Origin of the sequence: Streptomyces dengpaensis (genome assembly GCF_002946835.1) — a bacterium.
GTDB classification, from domain to species: Bacteria; Actinomycetota; Actinomycetes; order Streptomycetales; family Streptomycetaceae; genus Streptomyces; species Streptomyces dengpaensis.
In genome coordinates this window covers 3,761,570-3,782,265 of sequence record NZ_CP026652.1, presented here as the reverse complement: position 1 = coordinate 3,782,265, position 20,696 = coordinate 3,761,570, and the positions used below count along the sequence as shown (strand labels likewise).

Annotated in this window: 15 protein-coding genes and 2 pseudogenes; 10 read left to right on the top strand and 7 right to left on the bottom strand. The window is 68.9% G+C overall.

Features of this window, described 5'->3' with window-relative positions; genetic code table 11:
* Nucleotides 1-97 precede the first annotated feature (97 nt).
* Complete coding sequence (locus C4B68_RS17265) at nucleotides 98-1,204, top strand: LLM class flavin-dependent oxidoreductase (protein WP_099506195.1); 1,107 nt, start codon at nucleotides 98-100, stop codon at nucleotides 1,202-1,204.
* Complete coding sequence (locus tag C4B68_RS17260) at nucleotides 1,201-1,860, top strand: FMN reductase (RefSeq protein WP_099506196.1); 660 nt, start codon at nucleotides 1,201-1,203, stop codon at nucleotides 1,858-1,860. The genes C4B68_RS17265 and C4B68_RS17260 overlap by 4 nt, the downstream gene beginning before the upstream one ends.
* A gap of 125 nt (nucleotides 1,861-1,985) precedes the next feature.
* Here the strand turns inward: C4B68_RS17260 and C4B68_RS17255 are convergent, their stop codons facing one another.
* Complete coding sequence (locus tag C4B68_RS17255; RefSeq protein ID WP_240634389.1) at nucleotides 1,986-3,956, bottom strand: APC family permease; 1,971 nt, start codon at nucleotides 3,954-3,956, stop codon at nucleotides 1,986-1,988.
* Between the two features lie 144 nt (nucleotides 3,957-4,100).
* A complete protein-coding gene (locus C4B68_RS17250; RefSeq protein ID WP_240634388.1) occupies nucleotides 4,101-4,490 on the bottom strand; it encodes a hypothetical protein in 390 nt (129 codons plus the stop codon).
* A gap of 245 nt (nucleotides 4,491-4,735) precedes the next feature.
* Between C4B68_RS17250 and kdpF the strand changes: the two genes are divergently transcribed.
* The 6 genes from kdpF to C4B68_RS17220 all read left to right on the top strand — a co-directional run bounded on the left by kdpF (nucleotide 4,736) and on the right by C4B68_RS17220 (nucleotide 12,740).
* Nucleotides 4,736-4,825, top strand: a complete 90-nt coding sequence (gene kdpF / locus C4B68_RS17245; RefSeq protein ID WP_037802756.1) for a K(+)-transporting ATPase subunit F — start codon at nucleotides 4,736-4,738, stop codon at nucleotides 4,823-4,825.
* A gap of 8 nt (nucleotides 4,826-4,833) precedes the next feature.
* A complete protein-coding gene (kdpA, locus tag C4B68_RS17240; protein ID WP_099506197.1) occupies nucleotides 4,834-6,513 on the top strand; it encodes a potassium-transporting ATPase subunit KdpA in 1,680 nt (559 codons plus the stop codon).
* Nucleotides 6,510-8,654: a potassium-transporting ATPase subunit KdpB gene (gene kdpB, locus C4B68_RS17235; RefSeq protein ID WP_099506198.1), complete on the top strand. Its 2,145-nt coding sequence runs from the start codon at nucleotides 6,510-6,512 to the stop codon at nucleotides 8,652-8,654. Before kdpA ends, kdpB begins: the two co-directional genes overlap by 4 nt.
* Before the next feature lie 6 nt (nucleotides 8,655-8,660).
* Nucleotides 8,661-9,329, top strand: coding sequence for a potassium-transporting ATPase subunit C (locus C4B68_RS17230; protein WP_099506199.1), 669 nt, complete (start codon nucleotides 8,661-8,663; stop codon nucleotides 9,327-9,329).
* 170 nt (nucleotides 9,330-9,499) lie between these two features.
* Complete coding sequence (locus C4B68_RS17225; RefSeq protein WP_099506200.1) at nucleotides 9,500-10,183, top strand: response regulator; 684 nt, start codon at nucleotides 9,500-9,502, stop codon at nucleotides 10,181-10,183.
* 16 nt (nucleotides 10,184-10,199) lie between these two features.
* Nucleotides 10,200-12,740, top strand: a complete 2,541-nt coding sequence (locus tag C4B68_RS17220) for a sensor histidine kinase (RefSeq protein WP_104879989.1) — start codon at nucleotides 10,200-10,202, stop codon at nucleotides 12,738-12,740.
* A gap of 150 nt (nucleotides 12,741-12,890) precedes the next feature.
* On the opposite strand, the gene C4B68_RS17210 is transcribed toward C4B68_RS17220, so the two are convergent.
* From C4B68_RS17210 to C4B68_RS17195, 5 genes and pseudogenes are all read right to left on the bottom strand, one after another.
* The gene (locus tag C4B68_RS17210) at nucleotides 12,891-13,592 is read right to left on the bottom strand and encodes a class F sortase (RefSeq protein WP_099506829.1); all 702 of its coding nucleotides are present in this window, start codon (nucleotides 13,590-13,592) and stop codon (nucleotides 12,891-12,893) included.
* 200 nt (nucleotides 13,593-13,792) lie between these two features.
* The gene (locus C4B68_RS41885) at nucleotides 13,793-15,334 is read right to left on the bottom strand and encodes a DNA primase (protein WP_167459100.1); all 1,542 of its coding nucleotides are present in this window, start codon (nucleotides 15,332-15,334) and stop codon (nucleotides 13,793-13,795) included.
* Between the two features lie 666 nt (nucleotides 15,335-16,000).
* A pseudogene (locus C4B68_RS17200) lies at nucleotides 16,001-16,632 on the bottom strand (diaminopimelate decarboxylase family protein); the annotation flags it as partial.
* A 42-nt stretch (nucleotides 16,633-16,674) separates the two neighbouring features.
* Nucleotides 16,675-16,959: pseudogene (locus tag C4B68_RS44730) on the bottom strand (universal stress protein); the annotation flags it as partial.
* A gap of 497 nt (nucleotides 16,960-17,456) precedes the next feature.
* Nucleotides 17,457-18,143, bottom strand: a complete 687-nt coding sequence (locus C4B68_RS17195) for a hypothetical protein (RefSeq protein ID WP_180289201.1) — start codon at nucleotides 18,141-18,143, stop codon at nucleotides 17,457-17,459.
* 365 nt (nucleotides 18,144-18,508) lie between these two features.
* Here C4B68_RS17195 and hemL point away from each other — a divergent pair, with 365 nt between their 5' ends.
* Both hemL and C4B68_RS17180 read left to right on the top strand, forming a co-directional pair.
* The gene (gene hemL / locus C4B68_RS17185) at nucleotides 18,509-19,825 is read left to right on the top strand and encodes a glutamate-1-semialdehyde 2,1-aminomutase (protein WP_099500479.1); all 1,317 of its coding nucleotides are present in this window, start codon (nucleotides 18,509-18,511) and stop codon (nucleotides 19,823-19,825) included.
* Complete coding sequence (locus C4B68_RS17180) at nucleotides 19,822-20,547, top strand: histidine phosphatase family protein (protein WP_099500480.1); 726 nt, start codon at nucleotides 19,822-19,824, stop codon at nucleotides 20,545-20,547. Before hemL ends, C4B68_RS17180 begins: the two co-directional genes overlap by 4 nt.
* Nucleotides 20,548-20,696: the final 149 nt, after the last annotated feature.

Sequence of the window (20,696 nt, the reverse complement as noted above, 5' to 3'; positions counted from 1 at the left end):
GCTGGTGTGGGGGCGGCCGTCCGGAATACCTGCGGAGGCTCGCTGGTTCGAGAGTCAGGTATAGTTGAACGGTCAACAATCTGGAGGGTGAGCGACCATGCAGTTCGGGATCTTCAGCGTCGGGGATGTCACACCGGACCCGACCACGGGCGGGACGCCGACCGAGCGGGAACGCATCAAGGCCATGGTCGCCATCGCGGAGAAGGCCGAGGAGGTCGGGCTCGACGTCTTCGCGACCGGGGAGCACCACAACCCGCCGTTCGTGCCGTCGTCGCCGACCACCATGCTCGGCTACATAGCCGCGCGCACGGAGAAGCTCGTCCTCTCCACCTCCACGACCCTCATCACCACCAACGACCCGGTGAAGATCGCCGAGGACTTCGCGATGCTCCAGCATCTGGCCGACGGGCGGATGGATCTGATGATGGGGCGCGGGAACACCGGGCCCGTCTACCCCTGGTTCGGGCAGGACATCCGCCAGGGCATCAACCTCGCCGTCGAGAACTACGCGCTGCTGCACCGGCTGTGGCGCGAGGACGTGGTGACGTGGGAGGGCAAGTTCCGTACGCCGCTGCAGTCGTTCACGTCGACGCCGCGGCCGATGGACGGCGTACCGCCGTTCGTCTGGCACGGGTCGATCAGGTCGCCCGAGATCGCGGAACAGGCCGCGTACTACGGCGATGGCTTCTTCCACAACAACATCTTCTGGCCCGCCGACCACACCAAGCGGATGGTCGAGCTCTACCGGCAGCGGTACGCGCACTACGGGCACGGCACGCCCGAGCAGGCGATCGTCGGGCTCGGCGGGCAGGTGTTCATGCGGCACAACTCGCAGGACGCCGTACGCGAGTTCCGGCCGTACTTCGACAACGCGCCGGTGTACGGCCACGGGCCGTCCCTCGAGGACTTCACCGAGCAGACTCCGCTGACCGTCGGCTCGCCGCAGCAGGTGATCGAGAAGACGCTGAGCTTCCGGGAGTACGCCGGTGACTACCAGCGTCAGCTGTTCCTGATGGACCACGCGGGGCTGCCGCTGAAGACCGTCCTGGAGCAGATCGACCTGCTGGGCGAGGAGGTCGTGCCGGTGTTGCGCGAGGAGTTCGCCAAGGGGCGTCCTGCCGGGGTACCGGAGGCGCCGACGCATGCGGCTCGGGTGGCCGCGGCCGCGGCCGAGGGGTCCGCGGAAGGGGTGACTGTCGCATGAAGCTTGTCGTCGTCTCGGCGGGGCTGAGTGTTCCGTCGTCCACGCGGTTGCTGGGCGACCGGCTGGCGGCCGCCGTGGTCCAGGGCACGGGCGCCGATGTCCAGGTCGTGGAGGTGCGCGACCTGGCCGTCGAGATCGCGCACAACTTCACGAACGGCTTCCCCGGGAAGGGGCTGTCCGCCGCGATCGATGCCGTGGCGTCCGCGGACGGGCTCATCGTCGTCACGCCCGTCTTCTCCGCCTCCTACAGCGGGCTGTTCAAGTCCTTCTTCGATGTGCTGTCCGCCGGGGACAAGGACGTGCTGGCCGGGAAGCCGGTGCTGGTCGCGGCGACCGGGGGCTCGGAGCGGCACTCGCTGGTGCTCGAGCATGCGCTGCGTCCATTGTTCTCGTATCTGCGGGCTGTGGTCGTGCCGACCGCGGTGTACGCGGCTTCGGAGGACTGGGGGGCGGAGGGGCTGGCTTCGCGGATTGAGCGGGCTGCGGGGGAGTTGGCCGGGTTGATGACGGCTACGGGGGGTGGGGGTTTGCGGGGGCTGGGCTCGGCTGCGGCTGCGGCTGCGCCCGGCCGGGCTGAGGCCGCCCCTGGCGGGGGCGGTGCTGGTGGCTTTGAGGTGGTTCCCTTCGAGGAGCAGCTGGCTGCGTTGCGGTCGTAGGTGGTGGCAGGGGAGGGTTTTCGCCCCCTCCGCCCCTACCCGGCCCGTACCTGGGGGCTGTCGCCCCCAGACCCCCGCCTATCGCGCTTCGCGCTCGTCCTCAAACGCCGGACGGGCTGAAGATCTCAGCCGACGTGCACCCGTGGGCGGCGGGAGCGGTTCGGTTCTGCCTCGCGGAGGATTTCTCGGGTGACCGGGGCGACCTCGCCCTGGCCGAAGAGGAAGAAGCGGAGGAAGTTGGCGAAGGGGTTGCCCTCGGTCCACTCGAAGTAGATGTGCGGGATGCTGCCGGTGGACTCGCGGACGTGCAGGAGGAAGGCGGCGAGGGCGTTGGGGATGGAGGAGGACTCCAAGGTCAGCACGCGGTAGCGGCCGTGCATGACCTCGCCGCGTACGTACAGGCCCGCCTCGAATTCGGAGGGGTCGCGGATCGTGACCTCGACGAAGACGAAGTCCTCCTGGGGCGCGAGGTCGTTGTCGGCCCTGATCTGCTCGATCTTCTCCCGGTACTCGGTGAGGTCACGCGTGTCCGGCTCGTTGGCGATGAACTGGATCCGGCGGCTGGCGATGTCCCGTACGAACCGTTCCGTCATGTCGTCCATCGTCACGCTGGTGACCCGCAGTTCGAAGGAGCGGGCCAGCCGGGACAGCAGCGAGACGAGCATGATGCCCGCGATGAAGCAGCCGCCGATCTTGACGCCGTCGGGGCGCTCGATGACGTTCAGGATCGTCGTGTAGAGGAACACCGTCGAGATCACCGCGAACGCGATGGTCCAGTTCCGCTGTCCGGCCCTGCCGGCGGCGATGGTGACCGCGATGGCGGCGGAGCTGATGAGGACGAGGACACCGGTGGCGTACGCGCCGCCCTGTGCGTCGACGTCGGCGTTGAAGATCCACGTGACCAGGAACGCGACCAGGGTGAAGACGATCACCATGGGGCGGACGGCGCGCGCCCAGTGCGGGGCCATGCCGTAGCGGGGGAGATAGCCCGGCATGAGGTTCAGGAGTCCGGCCATGGCGGAGGCGCCCGCGAACCACAGGATGGCGATCGTGGAGATGTCGTAGACCGTGCCGAAGGCGTTGCCCAGGTACTCGTGCGCCAGGTACGCCAGCGCGCGGCCGTTGGCCTCGCCGCCCGACTCGAACTCCTTCGCCGGGATGAGGAGGGTGGTGATGAAGCTCGTGCAGATCAGGAAGACGCTCATGATCAGCGCCGCGGTCGTGAGCAGCTTCTTCGTTCCGCGGATACGGCCCTTAGGCCGCTCCTCGGTGTCGTCCGGGTCGCCCTCCACGTGCGGCATGACCGCCACGCCCGTCTCGAAGCCGGAGAGGCCGAGCGCCAGCTTGGGGAAGACCAGCAGGGCCACGCCGACCATCGCGAGGGCGTTGCCGTGCTCGGCGGTGAGGGCGCTGGACCAGTCGGTGATCACGTGGCTCTCCGTGGCCAGGTGCCAGAGGCCGGTGGCGACGACTACGGCGTTGAGCGCCAGGTAGAGGCCCACCAGGACGACCGCGACGCCGATCGCCTCCAGGAAGCCCTTGAGGAACACCGCGCCGAGCAGGGCGATGAGGATGAGGGTGATCAGCACCTGCTTGTCGTGCAGGACGCTGGTCAGGTGGGGGTTCTCCACCAGATGGGTGGAGGCGTCCGCCGCCGAAAGGGTGATGGTGATCAGGAAGTCGGTCGCGGCGAAGCCCAGCAGGGTGAGCACGAACAGCTTGCCCTTCCAGAAGGACAGCAGCCGCTCCAGCATCGCGATCGAGCCCTGACCGTGCGGGCTCTCCTCGGCCACCCGCCGGTAGACCGGCAGCGCGCCCGCCAGGGTGACGAGGACGAGCACGATCGTCGCCACGGGGGACAGCAGCCCGGCCGCCAGGGCGGCGATGCCGGGCTGGTAGCCGAGGGTGGAGAAGTAGTCGACGCCGGTCAGGCACATCACGCGCCACCACCGCTGCCCCTTGTGCGCGGGCACCGGCTCGGCGGGGCGGGGCACCTGGCGGCCTTTGCCCATGTCGGACAGGCCTTGCAGCATCCACGCACGCAGACGAGGCATACGGGGACGGCGCGTACCGGCATCGTGGTCGGCGGTGGCCATCGGCGTGCTCCTGACGTGCTGCCAAGCGGTGGGTTCCGATCATCGGGGCCGCGCCACATTGAGAGGAACGTCTCTGTTTGTCCGTGCCCATTGTGGCCATCAGGAGCGGGGTTGGCACGACGAGATCGTTGCGGGGCTGCCGATTCAGTCCAGCCCCGACACCTTGAACACCGTCACTGCCGTCTCGCGGTCGATGCGTTCCGAGACGCGGCGCAGTGCCGTGGCCCCGTAGGTGAGGGAGCCGCGCTCGGCGGAGATGCGCGCGTCGTCGTTCAGGCGGTGCCACAGCGGCGGGTTGGAGACCAGGACGCGGGGGTCGATCTCGACGCGGGCGCCGGAGGTGTCGCGCAGGACGAGCCGCCGGCCGACGCCGTCGAGGCAGCGTACGGACACAAGGCGGTCGGTCCGTACCCGGCGGCCGCGCAGCAGTCCGTGCGAGGACAGCCAGCCCTCCCCGGCGGCGACCCGGGCGGGGCAGAGGACCAGGAACAGCAGCACCGAGGCCTGAATCAGCCGGTCCGGAGAGACCTGCATCACGGTTTCGCGGGCCCCGCGCCAGAGGTCCCGCAGTGCCCCGTAAGGGATGCGTCAAAGGCGTACCGCGCCCCGTAAGGGAGGCGTCAACGGCGGCCGCATCCGGCCACGGAGGCGTTTTCCTCTAACAGTCAGTTCAACCCGAACCTCATCTAGGAGCTCACGATGGCCGACGTGGCCTTCGTCGTCACCACGATCGCGGTGTTCGCGCTGGTGGCCCTCGTCGCCAAGGGGGTGACGAAGCTGTGACCGCCGAAAACGTCGTCGGCCTCGTCGTGGCCGTCGCCCTGCTGGGCTATCTCGTCCTTGCTCTCGTTTTCCCGGAGAGGTTCTGAGCCCTGATATGAGCTCCGTCCTCGCCGGCGTGCTCCAGCTGCTCGCGCTCATAGCCGCACTGGCACTCGCCTACCGTCCCCTCGGCGACTACATGGCCAAGGTCTACTCCTCCGACAAGCACCTGCGCGTGGAGAAATGGATCTACAAGGGCATCGGCGCCAACCCGAACACGCAGATGCGCTGGCCCGCCTACCTGCGCGGTGTCCTTGCCTTCTCCGCCGTCAGCGTCCTCTTCCTCTACCTGCTGCAGCGCATCCAGGGCGTGCTGCCCGGCTCGCTCGGCTTCTCCGCGATCGACCCGGACCAGGCGTTCAACACCGCCGCGTCGTTCGTGACGAACACCAACTGGCAGTCGTACTACGGCGAGCAGGCCATGGGCCACGTCGTGCAGACCGCCGGTCTGGCCGTCCAGAACTTCGTCTCCGCCGCCGTCGGCATCGCGGTGGCCGTAGCCCTCGTGCGCGGCTTCGCACGCTCGCGCACTGGTGAACTCGGAAACTTCTGGTCCGACCTGGTGCGCGGTGTCGTCCGCATCCTGCTGCCGCTCTCCGTCGTCGCCGCGATCGTCCTGGTCGCCTGCGGTGCGATCCAGAACTTCTCCGGCGTCCACGAGGTCGGCCAATTCCTGAATGGGCACAGCATGGGAGGCTCGCAGGAGTGGAACGGTGGCGCGGTCGCCTCGCAGGAGGCCATCAAGGAGCTCGGCACCAACGGTGGCGGTTACTTCAACGCCAACAGTGCCCACCCCTTCGAGAACCCGACCCCGTTCACGAACCTCTTCGAGATCTTCCTGATCCTCCTCATCCCCTTCGCGCTGACCCGCACCTTCGGCCGCATGGTCGGCAGCCTGAAGCAGGGCTACGCGATCCTCGCCACGATGGTCACCATCTGGATCGGCTTCACGGCCTTGATGATGTGGACCGAGTTCTCCCATCACGGCCCGGCGTTCGACATCGCCGGGGGTGCGATGGAGGGCAAGGAGAGCCGCTTCGGCGTCGGCGCGTCGTCCATCTTCGCCGTGGCGACCACGCTCACCTCGACCGGCGCGGTGGACTCCTTCCACTCCTCGTTCACCGGTCTCGGCGGCGGCATCACCATGCTGGGCATGCAGCTCGGCGAGATCGCGCCCGGTGGTGTCGGCTCCGGCCTCTACGGCGTGCTGATCATGGCGATCATCGCGGTGTTCATCGCGGGGCTCATGGTCGGCCGTACGCCTGAATACCTGGGCAAGAAGATCGGCACTCGCGAGATCAAGTTCGCGGCCTGCTACATCCTCATCACCCCGGCGCTGGTGCTCGTCTTCACCGCCGCCGCGATGGCGCTGCCCACCCCGGGCAACTCGATGACGAACAGTGGCGCGCACGGCTTCTCCGAGATCCTGTACGCCTACACCTCGGGCGCCAACAACAACGGCTCGGCCTTCGCCGGTCTGAACGCCGACACGCAGTGGTTCAACACCACCATCGGTATCGCGATGATGCTCGGCCGCTTCCTGCCGATGGTGTTCGTCCTCGCGCTGGCCGGCTCGCTCGCCGAGCAGAGGCCGGTCCCGGCAACGGCGGGCACCCTGCGCACGGAGAAGCCGCTGTTCACCGGCCTCCTCGTCGGCACGATCCTGATCATCACCGGTCTGACCTACTTCCCGGCCCTGGCGCTGGGTCCGCTGGCCGAGGGGCTGGCGTCATGACCACTCGTACAGAGAAGCAAGAGGACTCGATGTCCACAGCCACTCCGACCCGGGCCCCGCACAGCGATGTGCCGACCGGCCACAAGGACGAAGGCAAGGTCGGCGCCGGCCTGTTCGACCCGAAGCAGCTGCTGAAGTCGCTGCCGGACGCCTTCCGCAAGCTCGACCCGCGGGTGATGATCAAGTCCCCCGTGATGTTCGTGGTCCTCGTCGGCTCGGTGCTGACGACGGTCTTCGCCTTCAAGGACCCGGGCGACTGGTTCGGCTGGGCGATCAGCGCCTGGCTGTGGCTGACGGTGATCTTCGCGAACCTCGCGGAGGCCGTGGCCGAGGGCCGCGGCAAGGCGCAGGCGGACACCCTGCGCAAGGCCAAGACCGACACCGTGGCGCGCCGGCTGGCCAAGAACGGCGAGCCCGGCAAGAACGAAGTGCAGATCCCCGGCACCGAGCTGCGCGTCGGCGACCTGGTCGTCTGCGAGGCGGGCGACATCATCCCCGGCGACGGTGACGTCGTCGAGGGTGTGGCCAGCGTCGACGAGTCGGCCATCACCGGCGAGTCGGCCCCGGTCATCCGTGAGTCCGGCGGCGACCGCTCGGCCGTCACCGGCGGTACGAAGGTCCTCTCCGACCGCATCGTCATCAAGATCACGACGAAGCCGGGCGAGACCTTCATCGACCGGATGATCGCCCTCGTCGAGGGCGCGGCCCGGCAGAAGACGCCCAACGAGATCGCGCTGAACATCCTGCTCGCGTCGCTCACGATCGTCTTCCTGCTCGCGGTCGCGACCCTGCCGCCGTTCGCGGACTACGCCGGCACGCACCTCACGATGGTCGTCCTGGTGGCCCTCCTGGTCTGCCTGATCCCGACCACCATCGGCGCCCTGCTCTCCGCGATCGGTATCGCGGGCATGGACCGGCTGGTGCAGAGGAACGTACTCGCCATGTCCGGCAGGGCAGTCGAGGCGGCGGGCGACGTGTCGACCCTCCTCCTCGACAAGACCGGCACCATCACCCTCGGCAACCGCCAGGCCTCCGAGTTCGTGCCCGTCATGGGCACCACCGAGGCCGAGGTCGCCAACGCCGCGCAGCTGTCGTCGCTGGCCGACGAGACCCCCGAGGGCCGTTCCATCGTCGTCCTGGCGAAGGAGCAGTACGGGCTGCGCGAGCGGCACCAGGGCGAGCTGGTGCACGCGGAGTGGATCGCCTTCACCGCCCAGACCCGTATGTCGGGTGTGGACGTGGACGGCAGGAAGATCCGCAAGGGTGCGGCCGGTTCGGTCATCACCTGGGTCAAGGAGCAGGGCGGTACCCTCTCCGAGGACGCCGGCACCCTCGCCAACCGGATCTCCGAGGCGGGCGGCACCCCGCTGCTCGTTGCCGTCGAGGACGCGGAAGGCGCCCGTGTCCTGGGCGTCATCCACCTCAAGGACGTCGTCAAGGACGGCATGCGCGAGCGGTTCGAAGAGCTGCGCCGCATGGGCATCAAGACCGTCATGATCACGGGTGACAACCCGCTGACGGCCAAGGCGATCGCCGAGGAGGCGGGCGTTGACGACTTCCTCGCGGAGGCCACTCCCGAGGACAAGATGGCGCTCATCAAGCGCGAGCAGGCGGGCGGCAAGCTCGTCGCGATGACCGGTGACGGCACGAACGACGCGCCGGCGCTGGCCCAGGCCGACGTGGGTGTGGCCATGAACACCGGTACCTCGGCCGCCAAGGAGGCCGGGAACATGGTGGACCTGGACTCCAACCCCACCAAGCTCATCGAGATCGTGGAGATCGGCAAGCAGCTGCTGATCACCCGGGGCGCGCTGACGACGTTCTCCATCGCCAACGACGTCGCGAAGTACTTCGCGATCATCCCGGCGCTGTTCGCGGCGGTCTACCCGGGCCTGGACAAGCTCAACATCATGCACCTGTCCTCGCCCGACTCCGCGATCCTGTCGGCGGTCATCTTCAACGCGCTGATCATCATCGCGCTGGTGCCGCTCGCCCTGCGGGGTGTGCAGTACCGGCCGGTCAGCGCCGACAAGATGCTGCGGCGCAACCTCGGGATCTACGGTCTCGGCGGCCTGATCGCGCCCTTCATCGGCATCAAGATCATCGACCTGCTCATCTCCCTCATCCCCGGAATCGGCTGATCGGCTATGAACAACTCGGTTACGAACACGGCCCGGTTGCTCTGGGCCGGCCTGCGAGCGCTTCTCGTGTTGACTGTGGTCACAGGTGTCATCTATCCGCTGGCCATCACAGGCGTTGCCCAGGGACTCTTCTCCGACCAGGCGAACGGCTCGGAGATCAAGGCGGACGGAAAGGTCGTCGGCTCCTCGCTGATCGGCCAGTCCTACAACCTGCCGCTGAAGAAGGGCCAGGAGACCCCTGAGCCCGACCTGAAGTGGTTCCAGGGCCGCCCGCAGAACGGCCTGGGCACGAACTCGGTCAACACGCAGTACAAGCTGATCCTGTCCGGCGCCACCAACCGTTCCGGCGACAACAAGGACCTGATCGACTGGGTGACCGCCGCCAAGAAGGCCGTCATCAAGGACAACTCGGTGAACGGCTACACGGTCAAGCCCTCCGACGTACCCGCCGAGGCGGTGACGTCCTCCGGCTCCGGCCTCGACCCGGACATCTCCCCGGAGTACGCCGACATCCAGGTCCACCGGGTCGCGGCCAGGAACAACGTGTCCGTCGCCCAGGTGCGGAAGCTGGTCGACGAGCACTCCCAGGGCCGCACCCTCGGCTTCATGGGCGAGCCCCGCGTCAACGTCCTCGAACTCAACATCGCGCTCAAGGAACTCGTGGCGAAGAGCTGATGGGCTGACACGCACCACGCAGGAGTTGACGGTTCCGGGAGACCTCCCGGAACCGTCAACTCCCGCTCCCGTGGGGGACATTGCCCACCGACCAGGCCTCCCCGCAACGCTCCGCACGATCCGGAGAGTCCGCCGTACACCCCTCTCTGCGACAGGAAAGGCCCACACCGATGACCCGCGTGCTGGTGGTGGAGGACGATCCACAGCTCGTACGGGCGCTCGTGATCAACATGCAGGCGCGCGGGTACGGGGTCGACGCCGCCCCCGACGGCGCCACGGCGCTGCGGATCGCCGCGGCGCGCCAGCCCGATGTGGTCGTCCTCGACCTGGGGCTGCCCGACATGGACGGCACGGACGTCATCAAGGCCCTGCGCGGCTGGACCCGCGTACCGATCCTGGTGCTGTCCGCGCGCCGGGCCTCCGACGAGAAGGTCGCCGCGCTCGACGCGGGCGCGGACGACTACATGACCAAGCCGTTCAGCATGGACGAACTGCTCGCCCGGCTGCGCGCCGCCGTACGCCGTAACGAGACGGTGGCGCTCGCCCCGGAGACCGTCGTGGTCACCACGGACGAGTTCACCGTCGACCTGGCCGCCAAGAAGGCCAGCCGCGACGGCCGCGATATCCGCCTCACCCCCACCGAGTGGCATCTGCTGGAGATCCTGGTCTGCAACCCGGGGCGGCTGGTGACGCAGCGTCAACTCCTCCAGGAGGTGTGGGGAGTCTCGTACAAAAACAAGACCAACTACCTGCGCGTCTACATGGCGCAGCTCCGGCGCAAACTGGAGGCTGACCCCTCCCATCCCCGCTATCTGATCACCGAGCCCGGCATGGGCTACCGCTTCGAGGCATAAAGGGCCGGGAAACACCATGGGACGCGGCAAACTCCGGATCTACCTGGGCGCGGCTCCGGGCGTCGGCAAGACGTACGCGATGCTCTCCGAGGCGCATCGTCGTGTCGAGCGGGGCACGGACTGTGTGGTGGCGTTCGTGGAGCACCACAGCCGGGCGCGCACCGAGGTGATGCTGCACGGCCTGGAGCAGGTGGCGCGCAAGGAGCTGGAGTACCGGGGCTCGGTGTTCACCGAGATGGATGTGGACGCCGTGCTCGGGCGTGCCCCGGCCGTCGCCGTGGTGGACGAGCTCGCGCACACCAACATCCCGGGCTCCCGCAACGACAAGCGCTGGCAGGATGTCGAGGAGCTGCTCGCTGCCGGGATCGATGTGATCTCCACGGTCAACATCCAGCACCTGGAGTCGCTGGGTGATGTCGTGGAGTCGATAACGGGTGTGCGGCAGCGGGAGACGGTGCCGGACGAGGTGGTGCGCCGGGCGGACCAGATCGAGCTGGTCGACATGTCGCCGCAGGCGCTGCGGCGGCGGATGGCGCACGGCAACATCTACAAGTCCGACAAGGTCGATGCGGCCTTGTCCAATTACTTCCGGCCCGGGAATCTGACCGCGCTGCGGGAGCTGGCGCTGCTCTGGGTCGCCGACCGGGTCGATGAGTACCTCACCGAGTACCGCAGTGAGCACCGGGTCTCGAAGATCTGGGGTTCCAGGGAGCGGATCGTCGTCGGGCTGACGGGCGGTCCCGAGGGCCGTACGCTCATCCGCCGCGCCGCCCGCCTCGCGGAGAAGGGCGCGGGCGGCGAGGTCATGGCGGTCTACATCTCCCGCAGTGACGGGCTGACCTCCGCCTCGCCCAAGGAACTCGCCGTCCAGCGCACGCTTGTCGAGGATCTGGGCGGAACCTTCCACCACGTCGTCGGGGACGACATACCCGTCGCCCTCCTGGACTTCGCGCGGGGCGTCAACGCCACCCAGATCGTGCTCGGCTCCTCGCGCCGCAAGACCTGGCAGTACGTCTTCGGGCCGGGCGTCGGCGCCACGGTGGCCCGGGAGTCGGGGCCCGACCTCGACGTCCACATCGTCACCCACGACGAGGCGGGCAAGGGGCGGGGCCTGGCCACCGTCCCGCGCAGCCAACTCGGCCGCGCCCGGCTCATCTGGGGCTGGCTTACCGGTGTCGCCGGTCCGCCGCTGCTCACCCTGCTGCTGAGCAGCGGGCCCGATCTCGGCCTCGCCAACGACATGCTGCTGTTCCTGACGGTGACGGTGGCGGCGGCGCTGCTCGGCGGCCTCTATCCGGCCCTCGCCTCGGCGGCCTTCGGCTCCCTGCTCCTGAACTACTACTACACGCCGCCGCTGCACCGGCTCACGATCGCGGACCCCAAGAACATCGTCGCCCTCGTGATCTTCGTCGGCGTCGCCGTGTCCGTGGCGTCGGTGGTGGACCTGGCGGCCCGCCGCACCCATCAGGCGGCGCGGCTGCGCTCGGAGTCGGAGATCCTCTCCTTTCTGGCGGGCAGCGTGCTGCGCGGCGAGACCAGCCTCGAAGCCCTGCTGGAGCGGGTGCGGGAGACCTTCGGGATGGAGTCGGTCGCGCTGCTGGAGCGCGAGAGCGACGTCGATCCGTGGACCTGCGCGGGCAGTGTGGGCCCGCGGCCCTGCGTGCGCCCCGAGGACGCGGACGTCGACATGCCGGTGGGCGACCACATGGCGCTGGCGCTCTCGGGCCGGGTGCTGCCGGCCTCGGACCGCCGGGTGCTGGCCGCCTTCGCCGCCCAGGCGGCGGTCGTGCTGGACCGCCAACGCCTCCAGCACGAGGCCGACCAGGCCCGCGACCTCGCCGAGGGCAACCGCATCCGTACGGCGCTGCTGGCCGCCGTCAGCCACGACCTGCGCACCCCGCTGGCCGGCATCAAGGCGTCGGTCTCCTCCCTCCGCTCCGACGACGTGGAATGGTCCGTGGAGGATCAGGCGGAACTCCTGGAAGCGATCGAGCAAGGGGCCGACCGCCTCGACCACCTGGTGGGCAACCTGCTGGACATGTCCCGCCTCCAGACCGGCACGGTCTCCCCGCTGATCCGCGAGATCGACCTCGACGAGGTGGTCCCGATGGCACTCGGCGGCGTCCCCGAGAACAGCGTCGGGCTGGACATCCCCGAGACCCTGCCGATCGTCGTCGTGGACCCCGGACTGCTGGAGCGCGCGGTCGCCAACGTCGTGGAGAACGCGGTCAAGTACAGCCCGGCGGGTGAACCGGTCCTGGTCTCCGCGAGCGCCCTCGCCGACCGCGTGGAAGTGCGCGTGGTGGACCGCGGCCCCGGCGTCCCCGACGAGGCCAAGGAACGCATCTTCGCCCCCTTCCAGCGCCACGGCGACTCCCCGCGCGGCGCGGGCGTAGGCCTTGGCCTCGCGGTCGCCCGCGGCTTCGCCGAGGCGATGGGCGGCACCCTCAACGCCGAGGACACCCCCGGCGGCGGACTCACCATGGTCCTCACGGTCCGGACGGCGGCGAGCCTTCACCCGGAACACACGGATCTGCCGGCGGCGCCGGTCAGTTGAGGCGCGGTGCCGGGGGCTGCGCTTGCGGACGCCCTGACGGACGGCCGCTGGGGCACGGCCCCGGTCGCCGTCGGGCACGAAGCACCGCCCTACCCGGAGGGTAAGGCGGTGTGGTTCGACCTGAGTGTGCGGTGAGGGGCCACCGGTGGTTCACAAGAGGTGGGCGAAGACGACCAGGTTCTCGGTGTAGTCCATGACGGTACGGTCGTAGGCACCGGCGCAGGTGATCAGCCGGACCTGGGCGTCGCGGGTGTCGGCGTACACGTACTCGTCGGGGAAGGCGTTCTTCGCGAACCTCTCGACGTCGTCGACCACGAACTCGGCCATGCGTCCGTCGGCCCTTTCCACGGCGAACTCGTCGCCCTTCTCCAGCCAGCTGAGCTTGGCGAACACGGCCGGGGACGTCGTCGTGTCCACGTGCCCGGCGATGAGCGAGGTCCCCAGCTCCCCGGGGGACGCGCCCTCGGCGTGCCAGCCGACCAGATTCGTGTCCTCGGCGGGCGGAGCCTCGAGCTTGCCCGTTTTGTCGGTGGCGAGGGCGATGAAGGGGGCATCGACGCCGATCTGCGGGATCAGCAGACGCGTCGGCTTGGCGCGCGGCAGGTGCTTCTCTTCGGCCGGCTGGGGGGTCGACTTCGACTTCGCCTTCGTCGTCGATGGCGGCGCGGGCGCCGCCACGGTACGCGGCGGGAGGGGGTCGTCGTTGGGCGGCTTTTCATTACCGCCGCCGATGAAGTTCAGCGCCAGGACCACAAGCGCGATGCCCCACAGCACGTAGGGCAGGCCGGAGTGAGAACCCCGGGCGGGCGGCACGGATTCGTTGTCGGCAGGGGAGGACGGCTTCGCTGCCATCGGGCACCACCTCACTAGGACACGGCAGCAGATCGAACAAAAGAGAGAGATGAGAAGAGAGACGAGAAGGAAGAGAGGTAAGGGCAGGTCAGGACGGGTCAGGCGGAAAGAAGGGGACCAGCCGGGCCGCCATCATGCGCGCAAGTGGCGGCCCGGTCTGCTATGTCACCTATGTCGTCTATGCCGTTGTCGGACATCGGTCAGGACGCATTCCCAGCGGCGTTCCTGCGGCGCAGCGCGTACATACCCGCGGCGCCCAGTCCAAGGACCGCCAGCCCGCCGGCCGTGAGACCCGGGTTGGCGAGCCCGCCGCCACCGGTGTGCACGCCGCCCTTGGGCTTGCCGTAGTCGGAGTCGCCCTTGCCGTAGCCGTTGTCGTCCTTGCCCTTGCCGTAGTCGGAGTCGTCCTTGTTGTAGCCGGAGCCACCCTTGCCGTAGCCGGAGTCGTCCTTGTAGGAGTCCGGGTCGAACTTCTTGTCGTCCTTGCTCCAGTCGTCGCCGCTGCCCAGGAAGGTCAGCGCACCGCCGCCGGCGTGGACGCCACCATTCGGCTTGTCGTAGCCGCCCTTGTCGTAGCCGCCCTTGTCGTGGCCGCCCTTGTCGTGGCCGCCCTTGTCGTGGCCGCCCTTGTCGTGGTCGTCGTCATCGTCCTTGTCGTGGCCGCCCTTGTCGTGGTCGTCGTCGTCATCCTTGTCCTTGCCGTTGTCGTCGTCGTCCTTGCCGTTGTCGTCGTCCTCGTCCTTGCCGTTGTTGCCGTTGTCGCCGTTGTCGTCCTTGCCGTTGTCGTCGTCGTCCTTGTCGTAGCCGTTGTCGCCGTTGCCGTTGCCGTTGCCGTTGCCCTTGTCGTGGTCGTCGTCGTCGCTGCTGCGCAGGGAGGTCAGCGCGCCGCCGCCGGTGTGGACGCCACCATTCGGCTTGTCGTAGCCGCCCTTGTCGTAGCCGCCCTTGTCGTGGCCGCCCTTGTCGTGGTCGTCGTCATCGTCCTTGTCGTGGCCGCCCTTGTCGTGGTCGTCGTCGTCATCCTTGTCCTTGCCGTTGTCGTCGTCGTCATCCTTGCCGTTGTCGTCGTCCTCGTCCTTGCCGTTGTCGCCGTTGTCGTCCTTGCCGTTGTCGTCCTTGCCGTTGTCGTCGTCGTCCTTGTCGTAGCCGTTGTCGCCGTTGCCGTTGCCGTTGCCGTTGCCGTTGCCGTTGCCCTTGTCGTGGTCGTCGTCGCCGCTGCGCAGGGAGGTCAGCGCGCCGCCGCCGGCGTGGACGCCACCATTCGGCTTGTCGTCATCGTCCTTGTCGTAGCCGCCCTTGTCGTGGCCGCCCTTGTCGTGGCCGCCCTTGTCGTGGTCGTCGTCATCGTCCTTGTCGTAGCCGCCCTTGTCGTGGTCGTCGTCGTCATCCTTGTCCTTGCCGTTGTCGTCGTCGTCCTTGCCGTTGTCGTCGTCCTCGTCCTTGCCGTTGTCGCCGTTGTCGCCGTTGTCGTCCTTGCCGTTGTTGCCGTTGTTGCCGTTGTTGCCGTTGTCGCCGTTGTCGTCCTTGCCGTTGTCGTCGTCGTCCTTGTCGTAGCCGTTGTCGCCGTTGCCCTTGTCGCCGTTGTCCTTGTCGCCGTGGTCGCTGTCGTCGTGGTCCCTGCTGTAGGAGGAGTCGTCGGACTTGTCCCAGTCGCTGGCGAAGGTGGCGTAGGCGCCGGGAGCGCCGATCGCGATAGCGGCCGTGGCCGTCGCGGTAGCGAGGAGCATGCGGGCAGATCGCATCTTCGGAATCCTTCCGTCGCAGCCAGGCAGCTGACACCGTGTCAGCGTGTGAGGAACCCGACCCCGACGTGATCCACCGTCAGGCCGTTGCGCGCGGCCCACCACTCGAGGCGCTCACCTGGCGGACGTCCGAGCTAACGCCCGCTCAGCCCCTCATGGCCCGTCAGAAGCGACCCGGACCGCCCTGACCTGGCCTTTCTCCCCGATTCTGGGGCCCCATCAAGCCTCGTAGCCCCCTCTACGCATAACCCTTTCGGTCGCAACACGAGTGCGCGCATGTGCTGTTCCTGGCGCGTCCTTGACCCCCCGGCGTGGCGGGGGGACGGCCACACTGGGCCCCGCGCTGATCCGCCTTCCCGCTGCCCCCTGGCCTCTCCCCCCTGCCCTCTTTGCACCGCGCGGTCCCCGGTGGCGTACGGTCTGGCCCGCCGCGAGCTGCGGCCGAGAGTCCCGTTGCGGCCGGGGAAGGGCGAGCGGCGGCACCTGACGAGTCTCGAAGGGCTCGCCGCGCTGCCGGAGACGCCGGCCATCGCCGCGTTGCTGACGGCCGCTCGCGCCCCCCGGCCGCGAGGTCGCCGCCGGATCGCCGTGCACGGCGATCCGGCGAAGGTCCATGCCCTGCAAGCGAGTTGGTGCCGAACCTGTGAGGCGCGGCCGGGGACACGGCTACAGCCCGACGTCCCGGCGGCTCATGTCGTCCAGCGATTCACGGCGTACGAGGACACGCGCGATGCCGTCGGCCACCGCGACGACCGGAGGCCGGCCGACCAGGTTGTAACCGGAGGCCATGGACAGCTGATAGGCACCGGCTGCCGGGACGGCGAGCAGGTCCCCGGGGCGTACGCACCCGGGAGCGCCACGTCGTCCGCCAGGACGTCGCCCGCCTCGCAGTGCCAGCCCACGACGGTGACTGCGCGGGGCGGCGCGGAGGAGCGGCGGCCGATGAGCCGGGGCGCGTACCGCACCCCGTACAGCGCGGGCCTCGGGTTGTCGCTCATGCCGCCGTCGACGGCGACGAAGGTGTGCTCGCCGGTGCGCTTGACGGCGAGGACCCGGTAGACGGCGACTCCGGCGGGACCGGCGACCGCCCGGCCGGGCTCGATGACGAGCTGGGGCACGTGCAGTTCGGCACGGGCGCAGCCGTCCTCCAGCTCGGCGCGGACCCGCCCGGCGAGGGCGGAGACGTCCATGCTCTCCTCGCCGGGCCGATAGGCGATGGAGTGGCCGCCGCCGATGTTCAGCTCGGGGAGGGTGACGCCGTGCTGGTCCCTGATCCGGGCCAGCAGTCCGACCACCCGTCCGCGACGCCCCGCGCCGACCACCAGCAGGTCAGCGTCCCGATCGGCCGTCTCCACCAGCGCGCGCCCCGCCGGCCCCCGTACGACCAGCCCCTGAAACGGAACCCCGGGCCCCGCGTCACCGAAGGCGGTCCGCAGAGCGTGGAGCAGCCGCTCGCCGGCCTCCCGGCGGAAGTCGAGCACCGGAGACGGACAGCTCGCGCGCCGCTGGCCGGCGTCACCGCCGGGCGGCTGCCAGGCGAGTACGGCCAGCAGCTCGGCGCGAGTACGCCGGGCCTCGTACGCGGATCGGTGCAGCGCCGCCAGACTCCCTATCGAGCCACTCACCCCGGCGACAACCCGCCCTCGCTGCCCATCGACTGCTCACCCCTTGGCGTACTCGCAGCAGGGCGGTGAAGCTGAGGACAGCCTTTCCCGGGAGGTGCCGGGGAGGGCGGGAGCGGTCCTGACAAAGCCGGGACGTGCCAGTACTGCCAGATGGTGGCGCACGCTGCACCGCTGGAGCGGGATGGAGGTCCGCCGCTGGCTCGTCAACCCGGCCAGGGGTCGATGGAACAGGCCAGTAGTGGAGGGGGTCGAACTGTTCAATCTCGCAGCAGTCCCCATCACCCGGTACCGCTACCGGGGAATCGCCAAGATCCCTAGCCCATGGGTCCTGCCCAACCACGCTTGCAGCAGAAACCGTGGAGAGCCCGGTGCGGTGAGAGTCGCACGCCGGTGGCGGCCCAGCCGGATCCGCGCGGTCTCGGAGGAGCCGGGGCAGGCGGCACCTCAGCGCCGGCCGCTGACCAACCGTGGTGACCTGATCAGGCGAGTTCTCCAGTTCAGGGCCACACCAGGCAGTACGGCTGATGCCCCGCCTCATGCAGCCGATGGCTGAAGTCCTGCCACTCGTGCAGCAGCTGATACACGTTGAACGCATCCCGCGGTCCGCCCCGGTCCGGCACCGTCGACCAGATGAAGGCCGCCGCGCCGACCGCCTCCTCGCCGATGCCCCGCAGGGGATCCACGACGGTCATGGGGAGTTTGACGACGGCGTAGTCGGGGTGGAGGACGACGAGTTCCAGTGGGGGGACCTTGTGGAGGGGGACGCCCTCGATGCCGGTGAGGACCATCGCGGCCATCGTCTCCGGCTTGATCTTGGTGAACATGCCGTTCATGCCGAGTTCGTCGCCGCCGAGCTCCTCGGGGCGCATCGAGATCGGGACGCGGGCCGCCGTCGCTCCGTCCGGCGCGCCGAAGTATTTGTACGTCACCCCCACCCGGCCACCATTCCCGCTCCCCGCCCGCAGCCGGTCGACCGTGCGGTCGAGCCGGTCGGACTCACCCTGCGATACCTGCGATCCCTGAGGCCCTTGAGAACCGTGCGCTCCCGGAGATCCCTGCGATCCCTGTGCCTGTCCGGCCCGGGTCTCGGCCGCCTCCTCCGCTTCGCGTCGGTGCCTTCCCCGCCGGGCACGCCGAGGACCGAGGTCATCGGTCCCCTCGCCCAGTCCGCCACCGCGATGCATATCTCCACCCGACTGCTTTTCTAAGGCGCGCGACCCCCGCCACGCAACCCGATCATCGTGACAGTGACCTCCCCCACGGCCGCACGCCGAAACGTGCGTTGAAACACCTGTCCGCAGGATATTCGCGGGCCCCTGAACGCCATCGTTCGTGTGACCTGTCCGTACGAAGTCCCAGTTTCGCAGATGGCCGGGGGACGGCGCCCGGCCGTTGTACCGGGGACCCGTCCACCGGCCACCACGATGGCCGGGATCTTCCCTACATCACAGCCGTACGTTGAGCGGGAATCCTCCGTTCACGGCCGCCCGCGGCCCCTGGCCTACCCTGAGGAGGTCACTAGCCCCCGGAGTCGGAGACGTCGCAGGTCATGACCGAACTGCCTTATCCCTACGAAGCACCAGCCTCGCAGTCTCTATTCGACCGTGCGACGGTTGTCACGCCCGGCGGCGTGAACTCGCCCGTGCGCGCCTTCCGCGCCGTGGGCGGTACGCCCCGGTTCATGGTGTCCGGTGACGGCCCGTACCTCACCGACGCCGACGGCCGTGAGTACGTCGACCTCGTCTGCTCCTGGGGGCCGATGATCCTCGGCCACTCCCACCCCGAGGTCATCGCCGCCGTCCAGGATGCCGTCTCTCGCGGTACATCCTTCGGTACGCCCGGTGAGGGCGAGGTCGCGCTCGCCGAGGAGATCGTCGCCCGCGTCGAGCCCGTCGAGCAGGTCCGGCTCGTCTCCAGTGGGACCGAGGCGACCATGTCCGCCATCCGACTCGCCCGCGGGTTCACCCAGCGGTCGAAGGTGATCAAGTTCGCCGGGTGCTATCACGGGCATGTGGACTCCCTACTCGCCGCCGCGGGCAGTGGGGTGGCCACCTTCGCGCTGCCCGACACCCCGGGCGTCACCGGCGCCCAGGCCGGCGACACCATCGTCCTTCCCTACAACGATGTCGAAGCCGTGCACGCCGCCTTCCACGCGCACCCCGGCGAGATCGCCTGCGTGATCACCGAGGCCTCGCCCGGGAACATGGGCGTGGTGCCGCCCGCGCCCGGCTTCAACCAGGGACTCAAGGACGCCTGCGCGAAGAACGGCGCCCTGTTCATCTCCGATGAGGTCATGACCGGGTTCCGCACCAGCAAGGCCGGCTGGTACGGGATTGACGGCGTCCGGCCGGATCTCATGACCTTCGGCAAGGTCATGGGCGGAGGGTTCCCCGCCGCCGCCTTCGGCGGGCGGGCCGATGTCATGGCGCACCTCGCCCCCGTGGGCCCGGTGTACCAGGCGGGCACGCTGTCGGGCAACCCCGTCGCCACCGCCGCCGGGCTTGCCCAGCTGCGGCTGCTCGACGACGCGGCGTACGGCAAGGTCGACGCGGTCTCGGAGCAGATCCGGACGCTGGTGACCGAGGCGCTCACCAAGGAGGGCGTGGTGCACCGGCTGCAGAACGCCTCCAACATGTTCTCCGTCTTCTTCACCGGGCGTCAGGTGCGCGACTACGAGGACGCCAAGGCGCAGGAGTCCTTCCGTTACACCGCGTTCTTCCACTCGATGCTGGCGCAGGGCGTGTATCTGCCGCCGTCCTCCTTCGAGTCGTGGTTCGTGTCGGCGGCCCACGACGACCAGGCGGTTCAGCGGATTGCCAACGCCCTTCCGGCGGCGGCACGGGCAGCGGCGGAGGCCACGGCATGAGCAACGGCGGCAACGGCGGCAACGGCCGCCACGGGAGCGTCGGCAACGCGGACGACATCACCGTCGTCCACCTGATGCGGCATGGCGAGGTCGCCAACCCGGACGGCGTTCTGTACGGGCGGCTGCCCGGGTACCACCTGTCCGAGCTGGGGCGGCAGATGGCCGAGCGGGTCGCCGAGCACCTCGCGTCGCGCGACGTGACGCATGTCGTCGCCTCGCCGCTGGAGCGGGCGCAGGAGACGGCCACCCCGATCGCCAAGGCGCACGGGCTGGATCTCGCGACCGACGGCCGGCTGATCGAGGCCGACAACGTCTTCCAGGGCAAGACGTTCGGCGTGGGCGACGGCGCGCTGAAGCGGCCGGAGAACTGGAAGCACCTCGTCAACCCGTTCAAGCCCTCCTGGGGCGAGCCGTACGTGGATCAGGTCGTACGGATGATGGGGGCGCTGGACGCGGCCAAGGACGCCGCGCGCGGGCATGAAGCGGTGCTGGTCAGCCACCAGTTGCCGATCTGGATCGTGCGCAGCTACGTGGAGAAGCGGCGGCTGTGGCACGACCCGCGCAAGCGGCAGTGCACGCTGGCGTCCCTGACGACCTTCACCTACAAGGGCGACAAGATCGTGTCCGTGGGCTACACCGAGCCTGCACGCGATCTCGTCCCGGCCCATCTCCTCGCGGGCGCCAAGCCGGTGAAGGGGAAGGACAAGGCGTTCGGCGCGTAGATCCCTATATGGGGAGACTCGTGTACGTGTAGACCCACGTACGTATGGAGTCGTTCCTTATACGTGTTACTTCGTAAAACAGACAAAAAATGCGCGTTTGATGGAACCTCCGTCTTCGTCGCGCCCTCTGAATGAGTGCCAGCTGGGAG